The sequence below is a fragment of the Streptomyces chrestomyceticus JCM 4735 genome (assembly GCF_003865135.1).
Classification (GTDB): Bacteria; Actinomycetota; Actinomycetes; order Streptomycetales; family Streptomycetaceae; genus Streptomyces; species Streptomyces chrestomyceticus.
In genome coordinates this window covers 3687849-3703231 of record NZ_BHZC01000001.1, presented here as the reverse complement: position 1 = coordinate 3703231, position 15383 = coordinate 3687849, and the positions used below count along the sequence as shown (strand labels likewise).

Below are 15383 nucleotides of genomic sequence, written 5' to 3'. Positions count from 1 at the left end.
CGTCCACGGCCAGGATCTGGCCGACCAGATCCGGTCCACGCGGACACCGCTGTGCGGGAGTTGCGCGCTGCCCACCGGGGTGCCGAGGCGCGCAACGGCACAGCCACATCGCTGGCCAGAACAACACCCTGGGTGACAGAGATCGAAACCCTACACGATGCTCTGCACATGTCATGACGTGCCGAAAAGAGTCGGCCAGGCGCGAACTATGCGCCTGACCAGCGGCGTTGCGGTATAACAGAAAAGTTCGGTGTCAGGGATCACTTGCTTCGGGAGCCGACGGAAGTCATGTGATGTGACTACTCACGGTGATGGGCGTGAGTGACGCGTCGCCCTTATTCGGTGGGGGCGTCGGTGTCCTGAGCAGGCTGGACGAGCCTCCAGTGCTGCGCCTTGTCCTTGTCGTCCCGTACGACGACGCCCAGCCGCGCCAGTTCCTCCCGGAGTTGCTCGGCGTCCTTCTTCTCGCCCTTCTTCAGGGCGTGCGCGCGGGCCTTGAACAGGGCGTGGGCGGCGCTGGTCAGGTCGGGCTGCGCGGCGACCCAGCGGCGGAAGTCGGCGGCGTACGGATCGCCGTCCGGGTGCCACGGGTAGCCGTGCCGCTCGAAGGCGGCGGCGAAGCGGTCCGCGTCGAAGTCGCCGCAGAGGCGGACGAGTTCGGCGGTGTCATGCCCGAGGAGGACCAGGTTCTTGCCGTCCCGGAAGACCGCGGCGGTCGCCGCGCGCGGCACCGTCCGGGTGACCCCGTCGACGGTCAGTGCGGCCCGGTCCGGCCCGATGTCGGCGGTCACGTACTCCCGCTCGGCGAAGAACGCGACGGCCAGGCCGAGGAGGGCACCGACGGCCACGGAAGCGATCGACAGCAGCGGTTCGGGCGCGGAGGCGATCAGCTTGAACGGCCCCTGCATCGGGGCCCACGGGAGCGACGCCACCCAGCCCGCCGCCCTGCTGACCAGCCACAACGCCACCGCGCCCAGGACGGGGAAGCCCGCCCACAGCACGGCGCGTTCGCCGGTGGTGGGGCCGACGGTCGTCCGGTCGTGTGCGGTCAACTCGTGTGCTGGCGACGGCTCCTTGGACAGCGGAACCTTCGGTGCGGGTGGCACGGTCTTCGGAGTCTCGTCGTACGTCATCGGCTGGTTCCCCCTGTGGTGAGATGTGAGTGCGTTCAGGCGTCGGGCGCGTCGGCGCCGGTCAGCCAGGTGACGATGCGTTGCAGTTCCGCCGTGTGCGTCGCGGCGTCGAAGTCCGGTTCCCCGGCGGAGAGATACGCGGCGTCCAGCAGTCCCTGAATCCAGGCGGCGACCCGTTCGGGCGGGAAGGGGAGCGGTCGCCCCTCCTCGGCGAGCCGGGCCGTCAACGTCTCCAGCGCGGCCCGTACTTGCGCGGTGTCGGACATGATCAGCCGGGCGAACTCCTCGTCCCGGTTGACCTGGAAGACGACCGCGGCGGCGAGCCCCGGTACGAGCGGGTCGGCGAGGTCGGTGAGCAGGTGGTCCACGAGGAGGCGGATGCCGTCCTCCGGCCGCTGCTCGGCGGTCGCGCGGGCGCATGCTTCGGCGTTGCGCGGCAGGTCGTCGGCGAACAGGGCGTGGAAGATGTCGCGCTTGGTGGCGAAGTAGTGGAAGAGCGTGCCGGAGCCGATCCCGGCGGCGCGGCAGATGCGCGCGGTGGAGGTGCCGTCGACGCCGTACGCGGCGAATTCGCCGGCCGCGGCGGCGAGGATGTGGGCCCGCTTGCGGGCGTGCTCTTCTGCATTGACGGTACGCATCAGCGCAATAGTAGAGCAGATGCTCTAGGAAAGGGGAGTGCGGGAATCGTCAACCAAGGGTTGACGACCGCAGGGCGTCAACTTACGGTTGACGCATGACGGAACCCAGTCGTAGCACCCATCCGATCCGCCTCGACGACCTGATCGAGGCCATCAAGAAGGTCCACCCCGACGCGCTGGACCAGTTGACCGACGCGGTACTCGCCGCCGAGCACCTCGGTGAGGTCGCCGACCACCTGATCGGCCACTTCGTGGACCAGGCCCGCCGCTCGGGGGCGTCCTGGACGGACATCGGCAAGAGCATGGGCGTCACCAAGCAGGCCGCCCAGAAGCGGTTCGTGCCCAAGACGCCCGGCGAGGCGTCCGACCTGGATCCCAGCCAGGGGTTCAGCCGGTACACGGCACGCGCCCGGAACGTGGTGGTGACCTCGCAGAACGAGGCGCACGCCGCGGGCAATCCCGAGATCAGCCCGCTGCACCTGGTGCTCGGCCTGCTGGCCGAGCCGGAGGGCCTCGCGGCGCGGGCGATCGTGGCGCAGGGCGTGACGCTGGAAGCCGTCCGGCAGCGCGTGAGCGAGTTGCTGCCGGCCGCGGCCGGGGAGATGCCCGCGCTGATCCCCTTCGACGCGCAGGCGAAGAAGGCGCTGGAACTCACCTTCCGCGAGGCCCTGCGCCTGGGCCACAACTACGTCGGCACCGAGCACATCCTGCTCGCCCTGCTGGAACTGGAGGACGGCGAGGGCGTACTGCACGGCCTCGGCGTCACCAAGGAGGCGTCCGAGGCCGACGTCGTGGCGGCCCTGGCCGAGATCATCGCCGCCACGAAGAACGTCACGCAGGGCGCCACGGAGAACGCCGCGGAGAACGCCACACAGAAGAAGGAGAAGTGATCGCGCGGGGGTGGTGGGCGAAGCCGTCACCACCCCCGCAGATCAGCTCGGTCCTCAGCCGGTACGGAGCGCCTCCGCCACCGCCCGTACCCCCTCCATCGCCCGCCGGTGCAACCCGCCGCCGAAGGTGACCCGGGCAGCCCCCAGCGTGCCGAGTTCGCGCGGCGACGGGCCGCCCGGTACGGCGATGGCGTTGACCGGCAGCCCGATCCGCTCCGCCAGTTCCCGCAGCACCTGCGGCGGCGCGAGGATCGGATACACGCAGTCGGCGCCCGCGGCGGCGTACCGCAATCCGCGCCGCACCGCTTCCTCGACCTGGGCGGCCGGACCGGCCTGATCGCCGCCTGGCCCGCCCGTGGCCCGCAGGAACACGTCCGTACGGGCATTGATCACCAGCTCGCCACCCGCCGCCGCCCGGATCTCCGCCAGCCGGTCCGCCTGCCGGTCCACGTCGGCGATCACTCCGGTGCGGTGGTCGCTGTCCTCGATGTTGCAGCCGACCGCGCCGGTCGCGGCGATACGTTCCACCAGCTCCCGCGCGGGCAGCCCGTACCCGGCCTCCAGGTCCGCCGTCACCGGTACGTCCACGGCCCGGACGATCCGGGCCACCGCCGCGAACATCTCGTCCGGCGGCGTGCTCCCGTCCTCGTAGCCCAGCGACGCCGCGATGCCCGCGCTCGGCGTCGCCAGGGCCGGGAAACCGGCCGCCGCGAAGATCCGCGCGCTCTCCGCGTCCCACGGGCCGGGCAGGACGAGCGGGTCGTCCGCCGCCCGGCCGTGGTGCAGGGCGCGTAAGGCGGCTGCGGTCACGCTCCGCCGCCGATGGGCTGGCGGACCGCGACGTTGATGCGGTTCCACATGTTGATGGTGGTGATCAGGGAGATCAGGTGGGCGAGTTCGCGCTCGTCGAAGTGGGCGGCGGCCCGCTCGTAGACCGCGTCCGGCACGAAGCCGTCGGTCAGGACGGTGACGGCCTCGGTCAGGGCGAGGGCGGCCTGCTCCTTGGCGGAGTAGTGGCCGGTGGCCTCCTCCCAGGCGTTGAGGAGGTGGATGCGCTCCTCGGAGACCCCGGCCTTCTGCGCGTCCTTGACGTGCATGTCGAGGCAGAAGGCGCAGTGGTTGATCTGCGAGGCGCGGATCAGGACCAGCTCGGCCAGGACGTCGTCGCCCAGGCCCTTCTTCGCGGCGATGTGCGCGTTCAGCAGGGGCTGGTAGACGCCCGGGGCGCGCTTGTAGAAGTCGAGCCGTGCGGAGTCGGTGCTCGTGTCGGTGGTGGTGCCGGTGGTGGTCGTCATCATGCCTGCCCGGGAGTCATGCGGGTGGTCACGCCGAAGCGGTTCCACGCGTTGATGGTGGTGATCAGGGCGATCAACTGGGCCAGTTCGGCCTCGTCGAAGTGGGCGGCGGCCCGCTCGTACACGGCGTCCGGCACGAAGCCGTCGGTGAGGACGGTGATGGCCTCGGTCAGGGCGAAGGCGGCCTGCTCCTTCGGGGTGTAGTGGGCGCCGGCCTCCTCCCAGGCGTTGAGGAGGTACACGCGCTCCTCGGTCTCGCCCTCCTTGCGGGCCTCCTTGATGTGCATGTCGAGGCAGAAGGCGCAGTGGTTGATCTGCGAGGCGCGGATCTTCACCAGGTGGACCAGCGCCGGGTCCAGGCCCTTCTTGGCGGCCGCGTCGAGGGCGACCATCGCCTTGTACACCTCGGGCGCGTTGCGCGCGATGGCGATGCGCGGCTGATGGTGCCCGTGCTGGGGGTTCGTCGTCATGCCAGTGACGCTACGCCGCCATTGGCGCACGGGTATGGTCCATTCGTATGGACGATTCCTGGGCCACTTTCGGCCGCGACCTGCACCTGGACCTCTCCGGTCCCGGCGGGCTGCGCGCCTGCCTGATGCGGTCCCTGCGCGAAGCCGTCCGTACGGGCCGCCTGGCGCCCGGCACCCGGCTGCCGTCCTCCCGTACGCTCGCCGCCGACCTCGGCATCGCCCGCAACACCGTCGCCGACGCGTACGCCGAGCTGGTCGCCGAGGGCTGGCTGAGCGCCCGGCAGGGCTCCGGCACCCGCGTCGCCCGGCGCGCCGAACCGTCCCGCTCCGCACCGCCCGCCCGGCGCTCCGCCCGGCCCCCGGTACCCGACCGCCCGCGCTACGACCTGCGGCCCGGCACCCCGGACGTCTCCGGCTTCCCCCGCGCCGCCTGGCTCGCCGCCGCCCGCCGCGCGCTCACCGCCGCCCCCAACGACGCGTTCGGCTACGGCCCGCCGCTGGGCCGCCCGGAACTGCGTACCGTGCTCGCCGACTACCTGGCGCGCGCCCGCGGCGTACGGACCGACCCCGAGCACGTCGTCGTCTGCACCGGCTTCATGCAGGGCCTCGGCCTGCTCGCCCGCGTCCTGCGGGACTCGGGCGTGCGCGGAATCGGCACCGAGGCGTACGGCCTGTCCTTCCACCGGGACGTGCTGTCCCGCGCCGGTCTGCGCCCCACCCCGCTGCCCGTCGACGCGCACGGCGCGGACACCGGTCGGCTGGCGGAGCTGCCCGGCGTACGGGCGGCGCTGCTCACGCCGGCGCACCAGTTCCCCACCGGCGTACCGCTGCACCCGGACCGCCGCGCCGCCGTCATCGACTGGGCGCGCGCGGGCGGCGGGCTGGTGCTGGAGGACGATTACGACGGGGAGTTCCGGTACGACCGGCAGCCGGTGGGCGCGTTGCAAGGGCTCGACCCGGACCGCGTCGCCTACCTCGGCACCGCGAGCAAGAGCCTCGCGCCCGCGCTGCGGCTGGCGTGGATGGTGCTGCCCGACCACCTCGTCGACCCGGTGCTGGCCCTCAAGAGCCAGGGGGAGTGGCAGACCAGCGCGCTGGAACAGTTGACGCTCGCCGAGTTCATGGCCTCCGGCGCGTACGACCGGCACGTACGCGGCATGCGGCTGCGCTACCGGCGCCGCCGCGACCAGCTCGTCACCGCGCTGGCCGAACAGGCCCCGCACATCCGGGTCAGCGGCATTGCGGCGGGCCTGCACGTCGTCCTGGAACTGCCGCCGGGCACCGAGCAGTCGGTTGTCCAGGCGGCCCGGTGGCAGGGGCTGGCGCTGGAGGGGCTGAGTACGTTCGCGCACTCCGGGGGCCAGGGAGGGGTGGGTGTTGCCGGGGCGCGGGACGGGCTGGTCGTGACGTACGGCAGGCCGCCCGATCACGCCTTCGCGGGGGTCCTGGAGGCGCTGCTACGGGTCCTGCCGCCCGCGCCGTAGGCCGGTCGCGGCCGGTTCCCCGACCGCCGCCCCGGGGCCCTCCGCCGCTCCCGCCTCCTCCGGCGCCTCCCCGAAGCGGGCCAGCGCGAGCGCGCCCAGCACCGCCAGCGCGAACCCCGCGATGCCCAGGGGCGCCAGCCCGGCACGGGTCCGGTCGCCGAGCCAGACCACGCCGACCAGCGCGGGCCCGAGCGTCTCGCCGATGACCATACCGGCCGTGGCCGCCGTCACCGAGCCGCGCTGGAGGGCCGAGGTCAGCAGCAGGAAGGCCGCGCCGCCGCCGACGAGCAGGGCGTACGTGGCGGGGTTGGACAGGAGGGACGCGGGGGACAGGTCGGGGATCAGGCGTACGGCGACCTCCACGACGCCGAAGCCGAACCCGGCGCCCAGCCCCAGCGCCGCCGCCCGCGCCCGTCCGGGCAGCCGCCCGGCCAGCGCGCCCCAGGCCAGGATGGCCAGCGCGACGGCCAGCGTCCCGAAGCGCAGCGCGGTGGAGCCCGTGCCCTTCCCCTCCGCGCCCGAGGCCAGCCCCAGCAGCGCCAGCCCGCCGCAAACCACCAGCACGGCGGCCCACTCCGCCCGGCTGAGCCGGACCCGCAACAGCGGTACGGCGACGACGGCCGTCACCGCGAGACTGGCGGCGAGCGCCGCGCCCACCGCGTAGATCGGCAGCGACCGCAGCGCCACCAGTTCGAGGAGGAAGCCGCAGCCGTCCAGGGCGAGGCCGAGCAGATAGCGCCACTGGCCGAGGACGCGCAGCAGAAGTCTGGGGTCCACACCCGACCGCGAACCGGTCCCGGGTGCGGTGGCGCGGGCCGCCACCGCCTGGAGGACCGACGCCGTACCGAAGCAGACCGCCGAACCGAGCGCACAGATCATCCCAAGCAGCACACATCGACTGTAGGTCCGGCCGTCCCCGCAGGCCCGTTGCGGTGGCACGGGACATGGCCTTTAGTCTGGCGTGGCCGAAAACAGTTGCCACAGATGTACGGGGGCAGGCAAGGGATGGCAGAGCACACGAAAGCCCGGCGGAGGCTGCGGTCGAGCACGGTGATCCTGGGCGGCATGGGAGCGCTGGCGGCAGCGCTCACCTCCTGCGGCTCGGAACCGGACAAGCGCTGCGTCGACCGGAACAGCTACGACGCGGTCAAGGGCTACCGCGTCATCGACTCAAAGTCCTGCAAGAGCGGCAGCGGGTCGAGCGGCACCGGCAGTACGGGCGGCACGGGCTCGTCGTCCGGGAAGAACAAGGGCAGCGCCGTGGGCGGCAAGAAGACCGACGGCCAGTGGTACTACGGCTCCGACGTCAACGGCCGGTACGCCGACTCGGGCACGTTCAGCCACAGCACGGCCGTCAACCGAGGCGGCTTCGGCTGCTCCGGCTCCAGCGGCGGGTGACGGCGGTGCGACCCACCAGAGCTGGCGGGGGAGCCCCGCATGAAGCGGCACACCGTCGACCCGCGCCCCGGCTGGCAGCAGACCGTCGAGGCGCAGGGCCTGATCTATCCGCTGACCCGCTACCCGGACGACTCGCTGCGCCCGTACTGGGACGAGAGCGCGTACTACTCCTTCTCGCTGCCCGAGGTCGAGGCGCTGGAGGAGGTCGTCGAGGAACTGCACGCCATGTGCCTGGCCGCCGCCGCGCACATCGTCGAACACCGGCGCTTCGCCGACCTCGGTATCGAGGACCGGCGGCTGGCGGACCTGGTGGCCGAGTCCTGGTACCGGCGCGCCGAACTGCCTACCCTCTACGGGCGGTTCGACCTGCGGTACGACGGCACCGGGCCCGCCAAGATGCTGGAATACAACGCGGACACGCCGACCTCGCTGGTCGAGGCGGCGGGGCCGCAGTGGTTCTGGATGGAGGAACGTTTTCCCGGCGCCGACCAGTGGAACTCGCTCCACGAACGGCTGGTCGACGCCTGGCGCAAACAGGCCAGGCTGCTGCCGCCGGGCGCGCCGGTGCACTTCGCGCACTCCGCCGGCGACGAGCTGGGCGAGGACCTGATGACCGTCGCCTACCTGGAGGAGACGGCACGGCAGGCCGGACTGGAGACGGTGGCGATCCCGATCGAGGAGATCGGCTGGGACCGCCTCTCCGGCCGCTTCGTCGACCAGCGGCTGCGCTTCATCCGGTCCTGCTTCAAGCTCTACCCGTGGGAGTGGCTGGCCACCGACGCGTTCGGGCCGCACGTCCTCGACACGCTCGACAACGGCGGCGGCACCGGCACCACCCTGTGGATCGAGCCCGCCTGGAAGATGCTGCTGTCCAACAAGGCGCTGCTCGCCGTCCTCTGGGAGCTGTACCCGGGCCACCCGAACCTGCTGCCCGCCTACCTCGACGGGCCGCGCGAACTGGCGGACGGGCCCGACGCGCCCGGGTACGTGGCCAAGCCGCTGCTCGGCCGTGAGGGCGCCGGCGTCACCGTCCACGAGCCGGGCGCGGCACCCGTCGTACGCGACGATGCATGCTGCTACCAGGAGTTGGCCCCGCTGCCCGACTTCGACGGCAACCGGGTGGTGCTCGGCGCGTGGGTCGTCGAGAACGAGTCGGCGGGGCTCGGCATCCGGGAGTCGGCGGGGCTGGTCACGGACGAGTACGCCCGGTTCCTGCCGCATGTGATTCTGTGAGGGGCGCCCCGTAGGGGCAGCACCCCCCGGTCACCCCGCCAGCACCGCCCGTAGCTGGTCCAGCCCCCAGTCCAGGTCCTCCTTGGTGATGACCAGCGGGGGCGCCAGCCGGATGGTGCTGCCGTGGGTGTCCTTGACCAGCACACCCCGCTCCATCAGCCGCTCCGAGATCTCCCGGCCCGTCCCCAGGGCCGGGCTGATGTCGACGCCGGCCCACAGCCCGCGCCCGCGCACCGCGTCCACCGCGCCGCCGCCCACCAGCAGCCCCAGCTCGTGGTGCAGGTGCTCGCCCAGTTCCGTGGCGCGCTGCTGGTACTCGCCGGTCCGCAGCATCGCCAGCACCTCCAGCGCCACCGCGCACGCGAGCGGGTTGCCGCCGAACGTCGACCCGTGCTCGCCCGGCCGGAACAGCCCCAGCACCTCACGCGAGGAGACCACCGCCGACACCGGCACGATGCCGCCGCCCAGCGCCTTGCCGAGCACGTACACGTCCGGCACCACGTCCTCGTGCCGGCAGGCGAAGTCCGCGCCGGTCCGGCCCAGCCCGGACTGGATCTCGTCCGCGATGAACAGAACGTTGCGCTCACGCGTCAACTCCCGTACGCCCGGCAGGTATCCGGGCGGCGGCATCAGCACGCCCGCCTCGCCCTGGACCGGCTCGATCAGCACCGCCACGGTGTCCTCGTCCACCGCGTCCGCCAGCGCCTGGAGATCGCCGTACGGGACGATCTCGAAGCCCGGCGTGTACGGGCCGTAGTCGGCACGCGCCTCCGGGTCGGTGGAGAAGGAGACGATGGTGGTCGTCCGTCCGTGGAAGTTGTTGTCCGCCACGACGATCTTCGCCCGGCCGTCCGGGACGCCCTTGACCCGGTACCCCCACTTGCGGGCGGTCTTGACCGCCGTCTCGACGGCCTCCGCGCCGGTGTTCATCGGCAGCACCATCTCCATGCCGCAGAACTCCGCGAGCCGCGTACAGAACTCGGCGAACCGGTCGTGGTGGAAGGCGCGCGACGTCAGCGTCACCCGGTCGAGCTGCGCCTTCGCCGCCTCGATCAGCCGGCGGTTGCCGTGGCCGAAGTTGAGCGCCGAGTACCCGGCGAGCATGTCCAGGTAGCGCTTGCCCTCGACATCGGTCATCCAGGCCCCTTCGGCGGAGGCCACGACGACGGGAAGCGGGTGGTAGTTGTGGGCGCTGTGGGCTTCGGCGGCGGCGATGTCGCGTTCCGTGGACGTCGTGGGGGTCACCATGGACTCCGTTCGGTATGCGGTCGGTCCCGGGCGAAAAAATCCCGTTGGGCGGACGGTATGCGAAGAAAGGTTGCGCCGGACACCCCCCGATAGACTGGCTCCGCGCACCGCGACTGGCGCACGGGGAATCGACCTCGGGGGAGCGGTGCGCGGCCGTCCGCGGACGGCCCGCCACGAGGTGCCGCCTTGCCTGGGCACCCGGGGAGCACGACCGGAAAGCCGTACGAGACCGATCGCCCCGGAGGACCCCATGAGCCGTGCCCTGTCCCACCCCGCCCTCGCCGCCGCCGACCCCGAACTGGCCGCCCTGGTCGGTGCCGAGGAGCGCCTCCAGGCCGAGACGCTGCGCCTGATCCCCTCCGAGAACTACGTCTCCACCGCGGTCCTCGAAGCCACCGGCACCGTCCTCCAGAACAAGTACAGCGAGGGATACGCCGGCCGTCGCTACTACGAAGGCCAGCAGAACATCGATCTTGTCGAACGGCTGGCCGCCGACCGCGCCAAGGCCGTCTTCGGCGTCGAGCACGCCAACGTCCAGCCGTACTCCGGCTCCCCCGCCAACCTCGCCGTCTACCTCGCCTTCGCCGAGCCCGGCGACACCGTGATGGGCATGGCGCTGCCGATGGGCGGCCACCTCACGCACGGCTGGGGCGTCTCGGCCACCGGCAAGTGGTTCCGCGGCGTCCAGTACGGCGTACGGGCCGACACCGCCCGTATCGACTTCGACGAGGTACGCGACCTGGCCCTCAAGGAGCGCCCGAAGCTGATCTTCTGCGGCGGTACGGCCGTGCCGCGCACCATCGACTTCGCCGCCTTCGCCGAGATCGCCCGCGAGGTCGACGCCGTCCTGGTCGCCGACATCGCGCACATCGCCGGACTGGTCGCGGGCGGCGCCCACCCCTCACCGGTGCCGCACGCCGACGTCATCTCCACCACCACCCACAAGACGCTGCGCGGCCCGCGCGGCGCCATGCTGATGTCCCGCGAGCAGTACGCGAAGCCGCTGGACAAGGCGGTCTTCCCGGGTCTCCAGGGCGGCCCGCACAACCACACCACCGCAGCCGTCGCGGTCGCCCTCCACGAGGCCGCGCAGCCGTCCTTCCGTGACTACGCGCACGCCGTCGTCGCCAACGCCAAGGCCCTCGCCGAACAGCTCCTGGCCCGCGGCTTCGACCTGGTCTCCGGCGGTACGGACAACCACCTGATCCTGATGGACCTCACCCCCAAGGAGGTCCCCGGCAAGATCGCCGCCAAGGCGCTGGACCGGGCCGGGATCGTCGTCAACTACAACACCGTCCCGTTCGACACCCGCAAGCCGTTCGACCCGTCCGGCATCCGCATCGGCACCCCGTCGCTGACCTCGCGCGGCCTGGGCACCGCGCACATGCGGCAGATCGCCGACTGGATCACCCGAGGCGTCGAGGCCGCGGGCGCGGGCGACGAGGACGCGCTCACCACGATCCGCGCCGAGGTGGCCGAGCTGATGGCGGCCTACCCGGCGCCCGGGCTGGTGGCCGACCCCTCCTGACCGTCCCCGGGCTTCCCGCCCGGCCCCGCGTCCCGGCCCAGCCGTACCGGAAACTCCGTGACGCTGTTGCCCACGAAGGTGGGCAGCGGCGCCAGGTCCGCCTCCGGCACGGCCAGGGCCAGGTCGGGGAACCGGTCGAACAGCGCCCGCAGCGCGATGCCGGCCTCCAGGCGGGCCAGCGGCGCGCCCGGACAGACGTGCGCCCCGTGCCCGAACGCCAGGTGCCGGGCGGCGGGCCGCCGCGTCACGTCGAAGCGGTCCGCGTCCGGCCCGTACACCTCCGGGTCGAGCCCGGCCGCCCCGTACGCGGCGAGCACCGGCGACCCCTGCGGGACGACCGTGCCGCCGATGTCCAGGTCCCGGGTCGGATAGCGGAACGGGAAATTGGCCACCGGACTGTCGTGGCGCAGCGTCTCCTCGACCACGTCCGCCCAGTCCGCCCGCCCGGAGCGGACCAGCTCCAGTTGCCCGCGGTCGGCGCACAGGGCCCGTACGGCGTTGACGATCAGGTCGAGGGTGGTCTGGTGCCCGGCGGCGATGGTCAGCAGCAGGGTGCCGATCAGCTCCCGTTCGCTCAGCCGGGCCTCCGCCGCGTCGCACGCCGCGATCAGCGCGCTGGTCAGGTCGTCGCCCGGCGCCGCGCGGCGGGCCGCCACCACCTGGGCGAGGACCGCGACCAGCTCCCGGTTGGCCGCCAGCACCGTCTCCGGGTCGATGGCGGTGTTCACGACCAGGCCCGACAGCTCGTGCAGCCGGTCCCGGAACTCCTCGTCCACACCGATGAGTTCCGAGATCACCCGCATGGGCAGCGGATAGGCGAAGCCCTGCCGGAGGTCGACCGTCCCGCCGCCCTGTGCCGCCAGGGCGGGCAGGCCGTCGAGCAGCTCGGCGGTCAGCCGCTCCACCCGGGGCCGCAGCGCCGCCACCCGCCGGGGCGACAGCGCCTTGACGACCGGCTCCCGCAGCCGCCGGTGGTCCGCGCCGTCGGCCGTGGTCATCCCGTCCACGGTCGCGAAGGTGGTGAGCTGCCAGCCGGGCGGGATACGGCCCTCGCGCAGCGCGGCGAAGTGGCAGGCGTTCTTGGCCACTTCCGGGTGGACGAGGAAGTCGCGCAGGGCGTGGTGGCGGGTCACGGCATGGCCGAGGACGCCGCCGGGGAGCACCACCGGCACGGCGGGGCCGCGGGCCTGGAGCTCCCGGGCGGTCTCGCGCAGACCGGCACCGGTGGGGTCGAGGGGGTAGGGAGCGGAGGGGGAGGGCGGCGGAGTGTTCGGGGCTGATCCGGGCGCCGTACCGGACGAAGATGCCGTACCGGACGAAGGGGCATCGGCTTCGGTCATGGCTCCACGGTCGCAGTTCCGGTGGGCGGGGAACAGGGCGCGGACGGGCCCGACGGCTGTACGGGCCCCGGTCGGGCCCCCGCGCGCACGCCCAGGTACCCCCGTACGCCCTCCCGGTCGCCCCCGATGCCCCCGCCGCTGCCCGGCCGCGCGCCGGACCCGTCCGCGGACCTGAGAGAATGAGCCCATGGCTCTCGATCGTCCGCGTGTACTCTCCGGGATTCAGCCCACGGCGGGCTCCTTCCACCTCGGCAACTACCTCGGCGCCGTCCGCCAGTGGGTGGCCCTGCAGGAGTCCCACGACGCCTTCTACATGGTGGTGGACCTGCACGCGATCACCGTGCCGCAGGACCCGACGGCGCTCCGCGCGAACACCCGGCTCGCCGCCGCGCAACTGCTGGCCGCCGGTCTCGACCCGGAGCGCTGCACCCTCTTCATCCAGAGCCACGTCCCCGAGCACGCCCAGCTCGCCTGGGTCATGAACTGCCTGACCGGCTTCGGCGAGGCCAGCCGGATGACGCAGTTCAAGGACAAGTCGGCCAAGCAGGGTGCCGACCGCACCAGCGTCGGCCTGTTCACGTACCCGATCCTGCAGATCGCCGACATCCTGCTCTACCAGGCCCACCAGGTCCCGGTGGGCGAGGACCAGCGCCAGCACATCGAGCTGACCCGTGACCTCGCCGAGCGGTTCAACGGCCGCTACGGCGACACCTTCACCGTCCCGGCGCCGTACATCCTGAAGGAGACCGGCAAGGTCTACGACCTCCAGGACCCGACGGTCAAGATGAGCAAGTCGGCGTCGTCGGCCAAGGGCATCATCAACCTGCTGGACGAGCCCAAGACCTCCGCCAAGAAGATCAAGAGCGCGGTCACCGACACCGACACGGTGATCCGCTACGACGCCGAGGCGAAGCCGGGCGTCTCCAACCTGCTGACGATCTACTCCACCCTCACCGGCGAGTCGATCACGGACCTGGAGAAGAAGTACGAGGGCAAGATGTACGGCGCCCTCAAGACCGACCTCGCGGAGATCATGGTCGACTTCGTCACACCGTTCCGGGACCGTACGCAGGAATATCTCGACGACCCCGAGACGCTGGACTCGGTCCTGGCCAAGGGTGCCGAGAAGGCGCGCGCGGTGGCCGCCGAGACGCTGGCCTCGACGTACGAGCGGATCGGGTTCCTGCCCGCCAAGCACTGACCGGCCGGGCCGGGGCCCGACGCGCCCCGGCCCGCCGCCGTACCGGGTCTTCGGGCCCGGGTGCGGCGGACCAAGGACGGTCGCCGCGGGGACGGCCCACCCGGCACACTGGCATCCGGGGCCGACGACAGCTTCAGGAGGGAGAACGCAGTGGGGACCGTTACGCTCGGCGTTTCGATCGCGGTCCCGGAGCCGTACGGCAGCTTCCTCCAGGAGCAGCGCGCAAGCTTCGGGGACCCGCACGCACACGGCATCCCCACCCACATCACCCTCCTGCCGCCCACCGAGGCCCGCAGGGAGGACCTGCCCGCCGTCGAGGAGCACCTCGCCGAGGTCGCCGCGGGCTTCGGCCCCTTCCGGCTCCGGCTGGAGGGCACGGACAGCTTCCGGCCGCTGTCGCCGGTGGTGTTCGTCAAGCTGGCCGAGGGCGAGGCGGAGTGCACCGCGCTCCAGGAACGGGTACGCGCCGCGTCCGGCCCTTGCGCCCGCGAACTGCAGTTCCCCTATCACCCGCACGTGACCGTCGCGCACGGCATCTCCGAAGAGGCCATGGACCGGGCGTTCGTGGCGCTGAAGGACTTCGAAGCGGCCTGGACGATCGGCGGATTCGCCCTGTACGAGCAGGGGGAGGACGGTGTGTGGCGGCTGGAGCGGGAGTACCCGTTCGGCGCGCCCGCCTCCGGGGTACCGCGGCAGGCGGATCTTTCGCGGCCGCCCACGCCTACTCGGTAGTCCGCGTGGCCGGTGTCCCGCCTCACACCGGCAACCGCCGGAACAGTGCCCGTGGCATATGCCGCAGTACGCCCATCACCGGCCGCAGCGCCTCCGGCACCCACACCACCTCGCTCCGCCGCCGCAGCCCCGCCTCGATCGCCCCGGCGACCGCCTGAGGCGTCGTGGCCAGGGGAGCGGGCTCCAGGCCGGCCGTCATCCGCGTCCGGACGAAACCGGGCCGTACCACCATCACGTGCACCCCCGTCCCGTACAGCGCGTCCCCCAGGCCCTGCGCGAACGCGTCCAGCCCGGCCTTGCTGGAGCCGTAGACGAAGTTCGAGCGCCGCGCCCGCTGGCCCGCCGCCGAGGACAGCACGACCAGCGAACCGTGCCCCTGGACGCGCAGCGACCGGGCACACACCAGGCCCGCCGAGACGGCGCCGGTGTAGTTCGTCTGCGCGACCCGGACCGCCGTGGCCGGCTCGGCCTCCGCACGCTCCTGATCGCCCAGCACCCCGAAGGCCAGCAGCACCACGTCGATGTCACCCTCGGCGAAGACCTTGCCCAGCACCTCCTCATGGGCGCCGGTGTCCAGCGCGTCGAACGCGACCGTACGGACCTCGGCGCCCAGCGAGCGCAGCCGCCCGGCCGCCTCCTCCAGCGCGGGGGAGGGGCGGCCCGCCAGCCAGACCGTACGGGCGCGGCGGGCGACCAGGCGGCGGGCCGTGGCGAGGGCGATCTCGGAGGTGCCGCCGAGGACCAGGAGGGACTGGGGGGAGCCGAAGGCGTCCTTCATGTGCGGTGAGTCCTT

At 72.5% G+C, this 15383-nt stretch carries 16 protein-coding genes; 7 read left to right on the top strand and 9 right to left on the bottom strand.

The features are described 5' to 3' along the window. Positions 1–335: 335 nt before the first annotated feature. Together EJG53_RS15465 and EJG53_RS15460 are read right to left on the bottom strand one after the other, a co-directional pair. Positions 336–1133 carry a YqeB family protein gene (locus EJG53_RS15465; protein WP_218041916.1) on the bottom strand — a complete coding sequence of 266 codons (798 nt, stop codon included), beginning with the start codon at positions 1131–1133 and terminating at the stop codon, positions 336–338. A gap of 35 nt (positions 1134–1168) precedes the next feature. Continuing rightward, positions 1169–1771 carry a TetR/AcrR family transcriptional regulator gene (locus EJG53_RS15460; protein WP_125045328.1) on the bottom strand — a complete coding sequence of 201 codons (603 nt, stop codon included), beginning with the start codon at positions 1769–1771 and terminating at the stop codon, positions 1169–1171. 95 nt (positions 1772–1866) lie between these two features. Here EJG53_RS15460 and EJG53_RS15455 point away from each other — a divergent pair, with 95 nt between their 5' ends. Continuing rightward, a complete protein-coding gene (locus EJG53_RS15455; RefSeq protein ID WP_125045327.1) occupies positions 1867–2661 on the top strand; it encodes a Clp protease N-terminal domain-containing protein in 795 nt (264 codons plus the stop codon). Positions 2662–2715: 54 nt separating this feature from the next. Here the strand turns inward: EJG53_RS15455 and EJG53_RS15450 are convergent, their stop codons facing one another. The 3 genes from EJG53_RS15450 to EJG53_RS15440 are packed head-to-tail and all read right to left on the bottom strand — an operon-like array spanning position 2716 to position 4426. Continuing rightward, positions 2716–3471: an isocitrate lyase/PEP mutase family protein gene (locus EJG53_RS15450; RefSeq protein WP_125045326.1), complete on the bottom strand. Its 756-nt coding sequence runs from the start codon at positions 3469–3471 to the stop codon at positions 2716–2718. Continuing rightward, positions 3468–3959: a carboxymuconolactone decarboxylase family protein gene (locus EJG53_RS15445; RefSeq protein WP_359130539.1), complete on the bottom strand. Its 492-nt coding sequence runs from the start codon at positions 3957–3959 to the stop codon at positions 3468–3470. The genes EJG53_RS15450 and EJG53_RS15445 overlap by 4 nt, the downstream gene beginning before the upstream one ends. Next, positions 3956–4426, bottom strand: coding sequence for a carboxymuconolactone decarboxylase family protein (locus EJG53_RS15440; protein ID WP_125045324.1), 471 nt, complete (start codon positions 4424–4426; stop codon positions 3956–3958). Before EJG53_RS15440 ends, EJG53_RS15445 begins: the two co-directional genes overlap by 4 nt. Before the next feature lie 47 nt (positions 4427–4473). Between EJG53_RS15440 and pdxR the strand changes: the two genes are divergently transcribed. Further along, positions 4474–5910: a MocR-like pyridoxine biosynthesis transcription factor PdxR gene (gene pdxR / locus EJG53_RS15435; RefSeq protein ID WP_125045323.1), complete on the top strand. Its 1437-nt coding sequence runs from the start codon at positions 4474–4476 to the stop codon at positions 5908–5910. On the opposite strand, the gene EJG53_RS15430 is transcribed toward pdxR, so the two are convergent. After that, positions 5884–6789: a hypothetical protein gene (locus EJG53_RS15430; RefSeq protein ID WP_125049385.1), complete on the bottom strand. Its 906-nt coding sequence runs from the start codon at positions 6787–6789 to the stop codon at positions 5884–5886. The genes pdxR and EJG53_RS15430 overlap by 27 nt on opposite strands. Positions 6790–6915: 126 nt before the next feature. Between EJG53_RS15430 and EJG53_RS15425 the strand changes: the two genes are divergently transcribed. Next, a complete protein-coding gene (locus EJG53_RS15425; RefSeq protein ID WP_125045322.1) occupies positions 6916–7308 on the top strand; it encodes a hypothetical protein in 393 nt (130 codons plus the stop codon). Positions 7309–7347: 39 nt separating this feature from the next. After that, positions 7348–8541, top strand: coding sequence for a glutathionylspermidine synthase family protein (locus EJG53_RS15420; RefSeq protein ID WP_125045321.1), 1194 nt, complete (start codon positions 7348–7350; stop codon positions 8539–8541). Positions 8542–8571: 30 nt separating this feature from the next. Here the strand turns inward: EJG53_RS15420 and rocD are convergent, their stop codons facing one another. Then, positions 8572–9789: an ornithine--oxo-acid transaminase gene (rocD, locus tag EJG53_RS15415; RefSeq protein WP_125045320.1), complete on the bottom strand. Its 1218-nt coding sequence runs from the start codon at positions 9787–9789 to the stop codon at positions 8572–8574. A 250-nt stretch (positions 9790–10039) separates the two neighbouring features. Between rocD and EJG53_RS15410 the strand changes: the two genes are divergently transcribed. Beyond that, positions 10040–11317: a serine hydroxymethyltransferase gene (locus EJG53_RS15410; protein ID WP_125045319.1), complete on the top strand. Its 1278-nt coding sequence runs from the start codon at positions 10040–10042 to the stop codon at positions 11315–11317. Here the strand turns inward: EJG53_RS15410 and EJG53_RS15405 are convergent. After that, entirely contained in the window at positions 11281–12657 is a 1377-nt protein-coding gene (locus tag EJG53_RS15405) for a cytochrome P450 family protein (RefSeq protein WP_125045318.1), read from the bottom strand. The genes EJG53_RS15410 and EJG53_RS15405 overlap by 37 nt on opposite strands. Before the next feature lie 187 nt (positions 12658–12844). Between EJG53_RS15405 and trpS the strand changes: the two genes are divergently transcribed. Together trpS and EJG53_RS15395 are read left to right on the top strand one after the other, a co-directional pair. Next, complete coding sequence (gene trpS / locus EJG53_RS15400) at positions 12845–13858, top strand: tryptophan--tRNA ligase (RefSeq protein WP_125045317.1); 1014 nt, start codon at positions 12845–12847, stop codon at positions 13856–13858. A gap of 150 nt (positions 13859–14008) precedes the next feature. Then, entirely contained in the window at positions 14009–14590 is a 582-nt protein-coding gene (locus tag EJG53_RS15395) for a 2'-5' RNA ligase family protein (RefSeq protein WP_125045316.1), read from the top strand. 22 nt (positions 14591–14612) lie between these two features. Here EJG53_RS15395 and EJG53_RS15390 read toward each other — a convergent pair whose 3' ends face one another. Beyond that, the gene (locus EJG53_RS15390) at positions 14613–15368 is read right to left on the bottom strand and encodes a decaprenylphospho-beta-D-erythro-pentofuranosid-2-ulose 2-reductase (RefSeq protein WP_125045315.1); all 756 of its coding nucleotides are present in this window, start codon (positions 15366–15368) and stop codon (positions 14613–14615) included. Between the last annotated feature and the right edge of the window lie 15 nt (positions 15369–15383).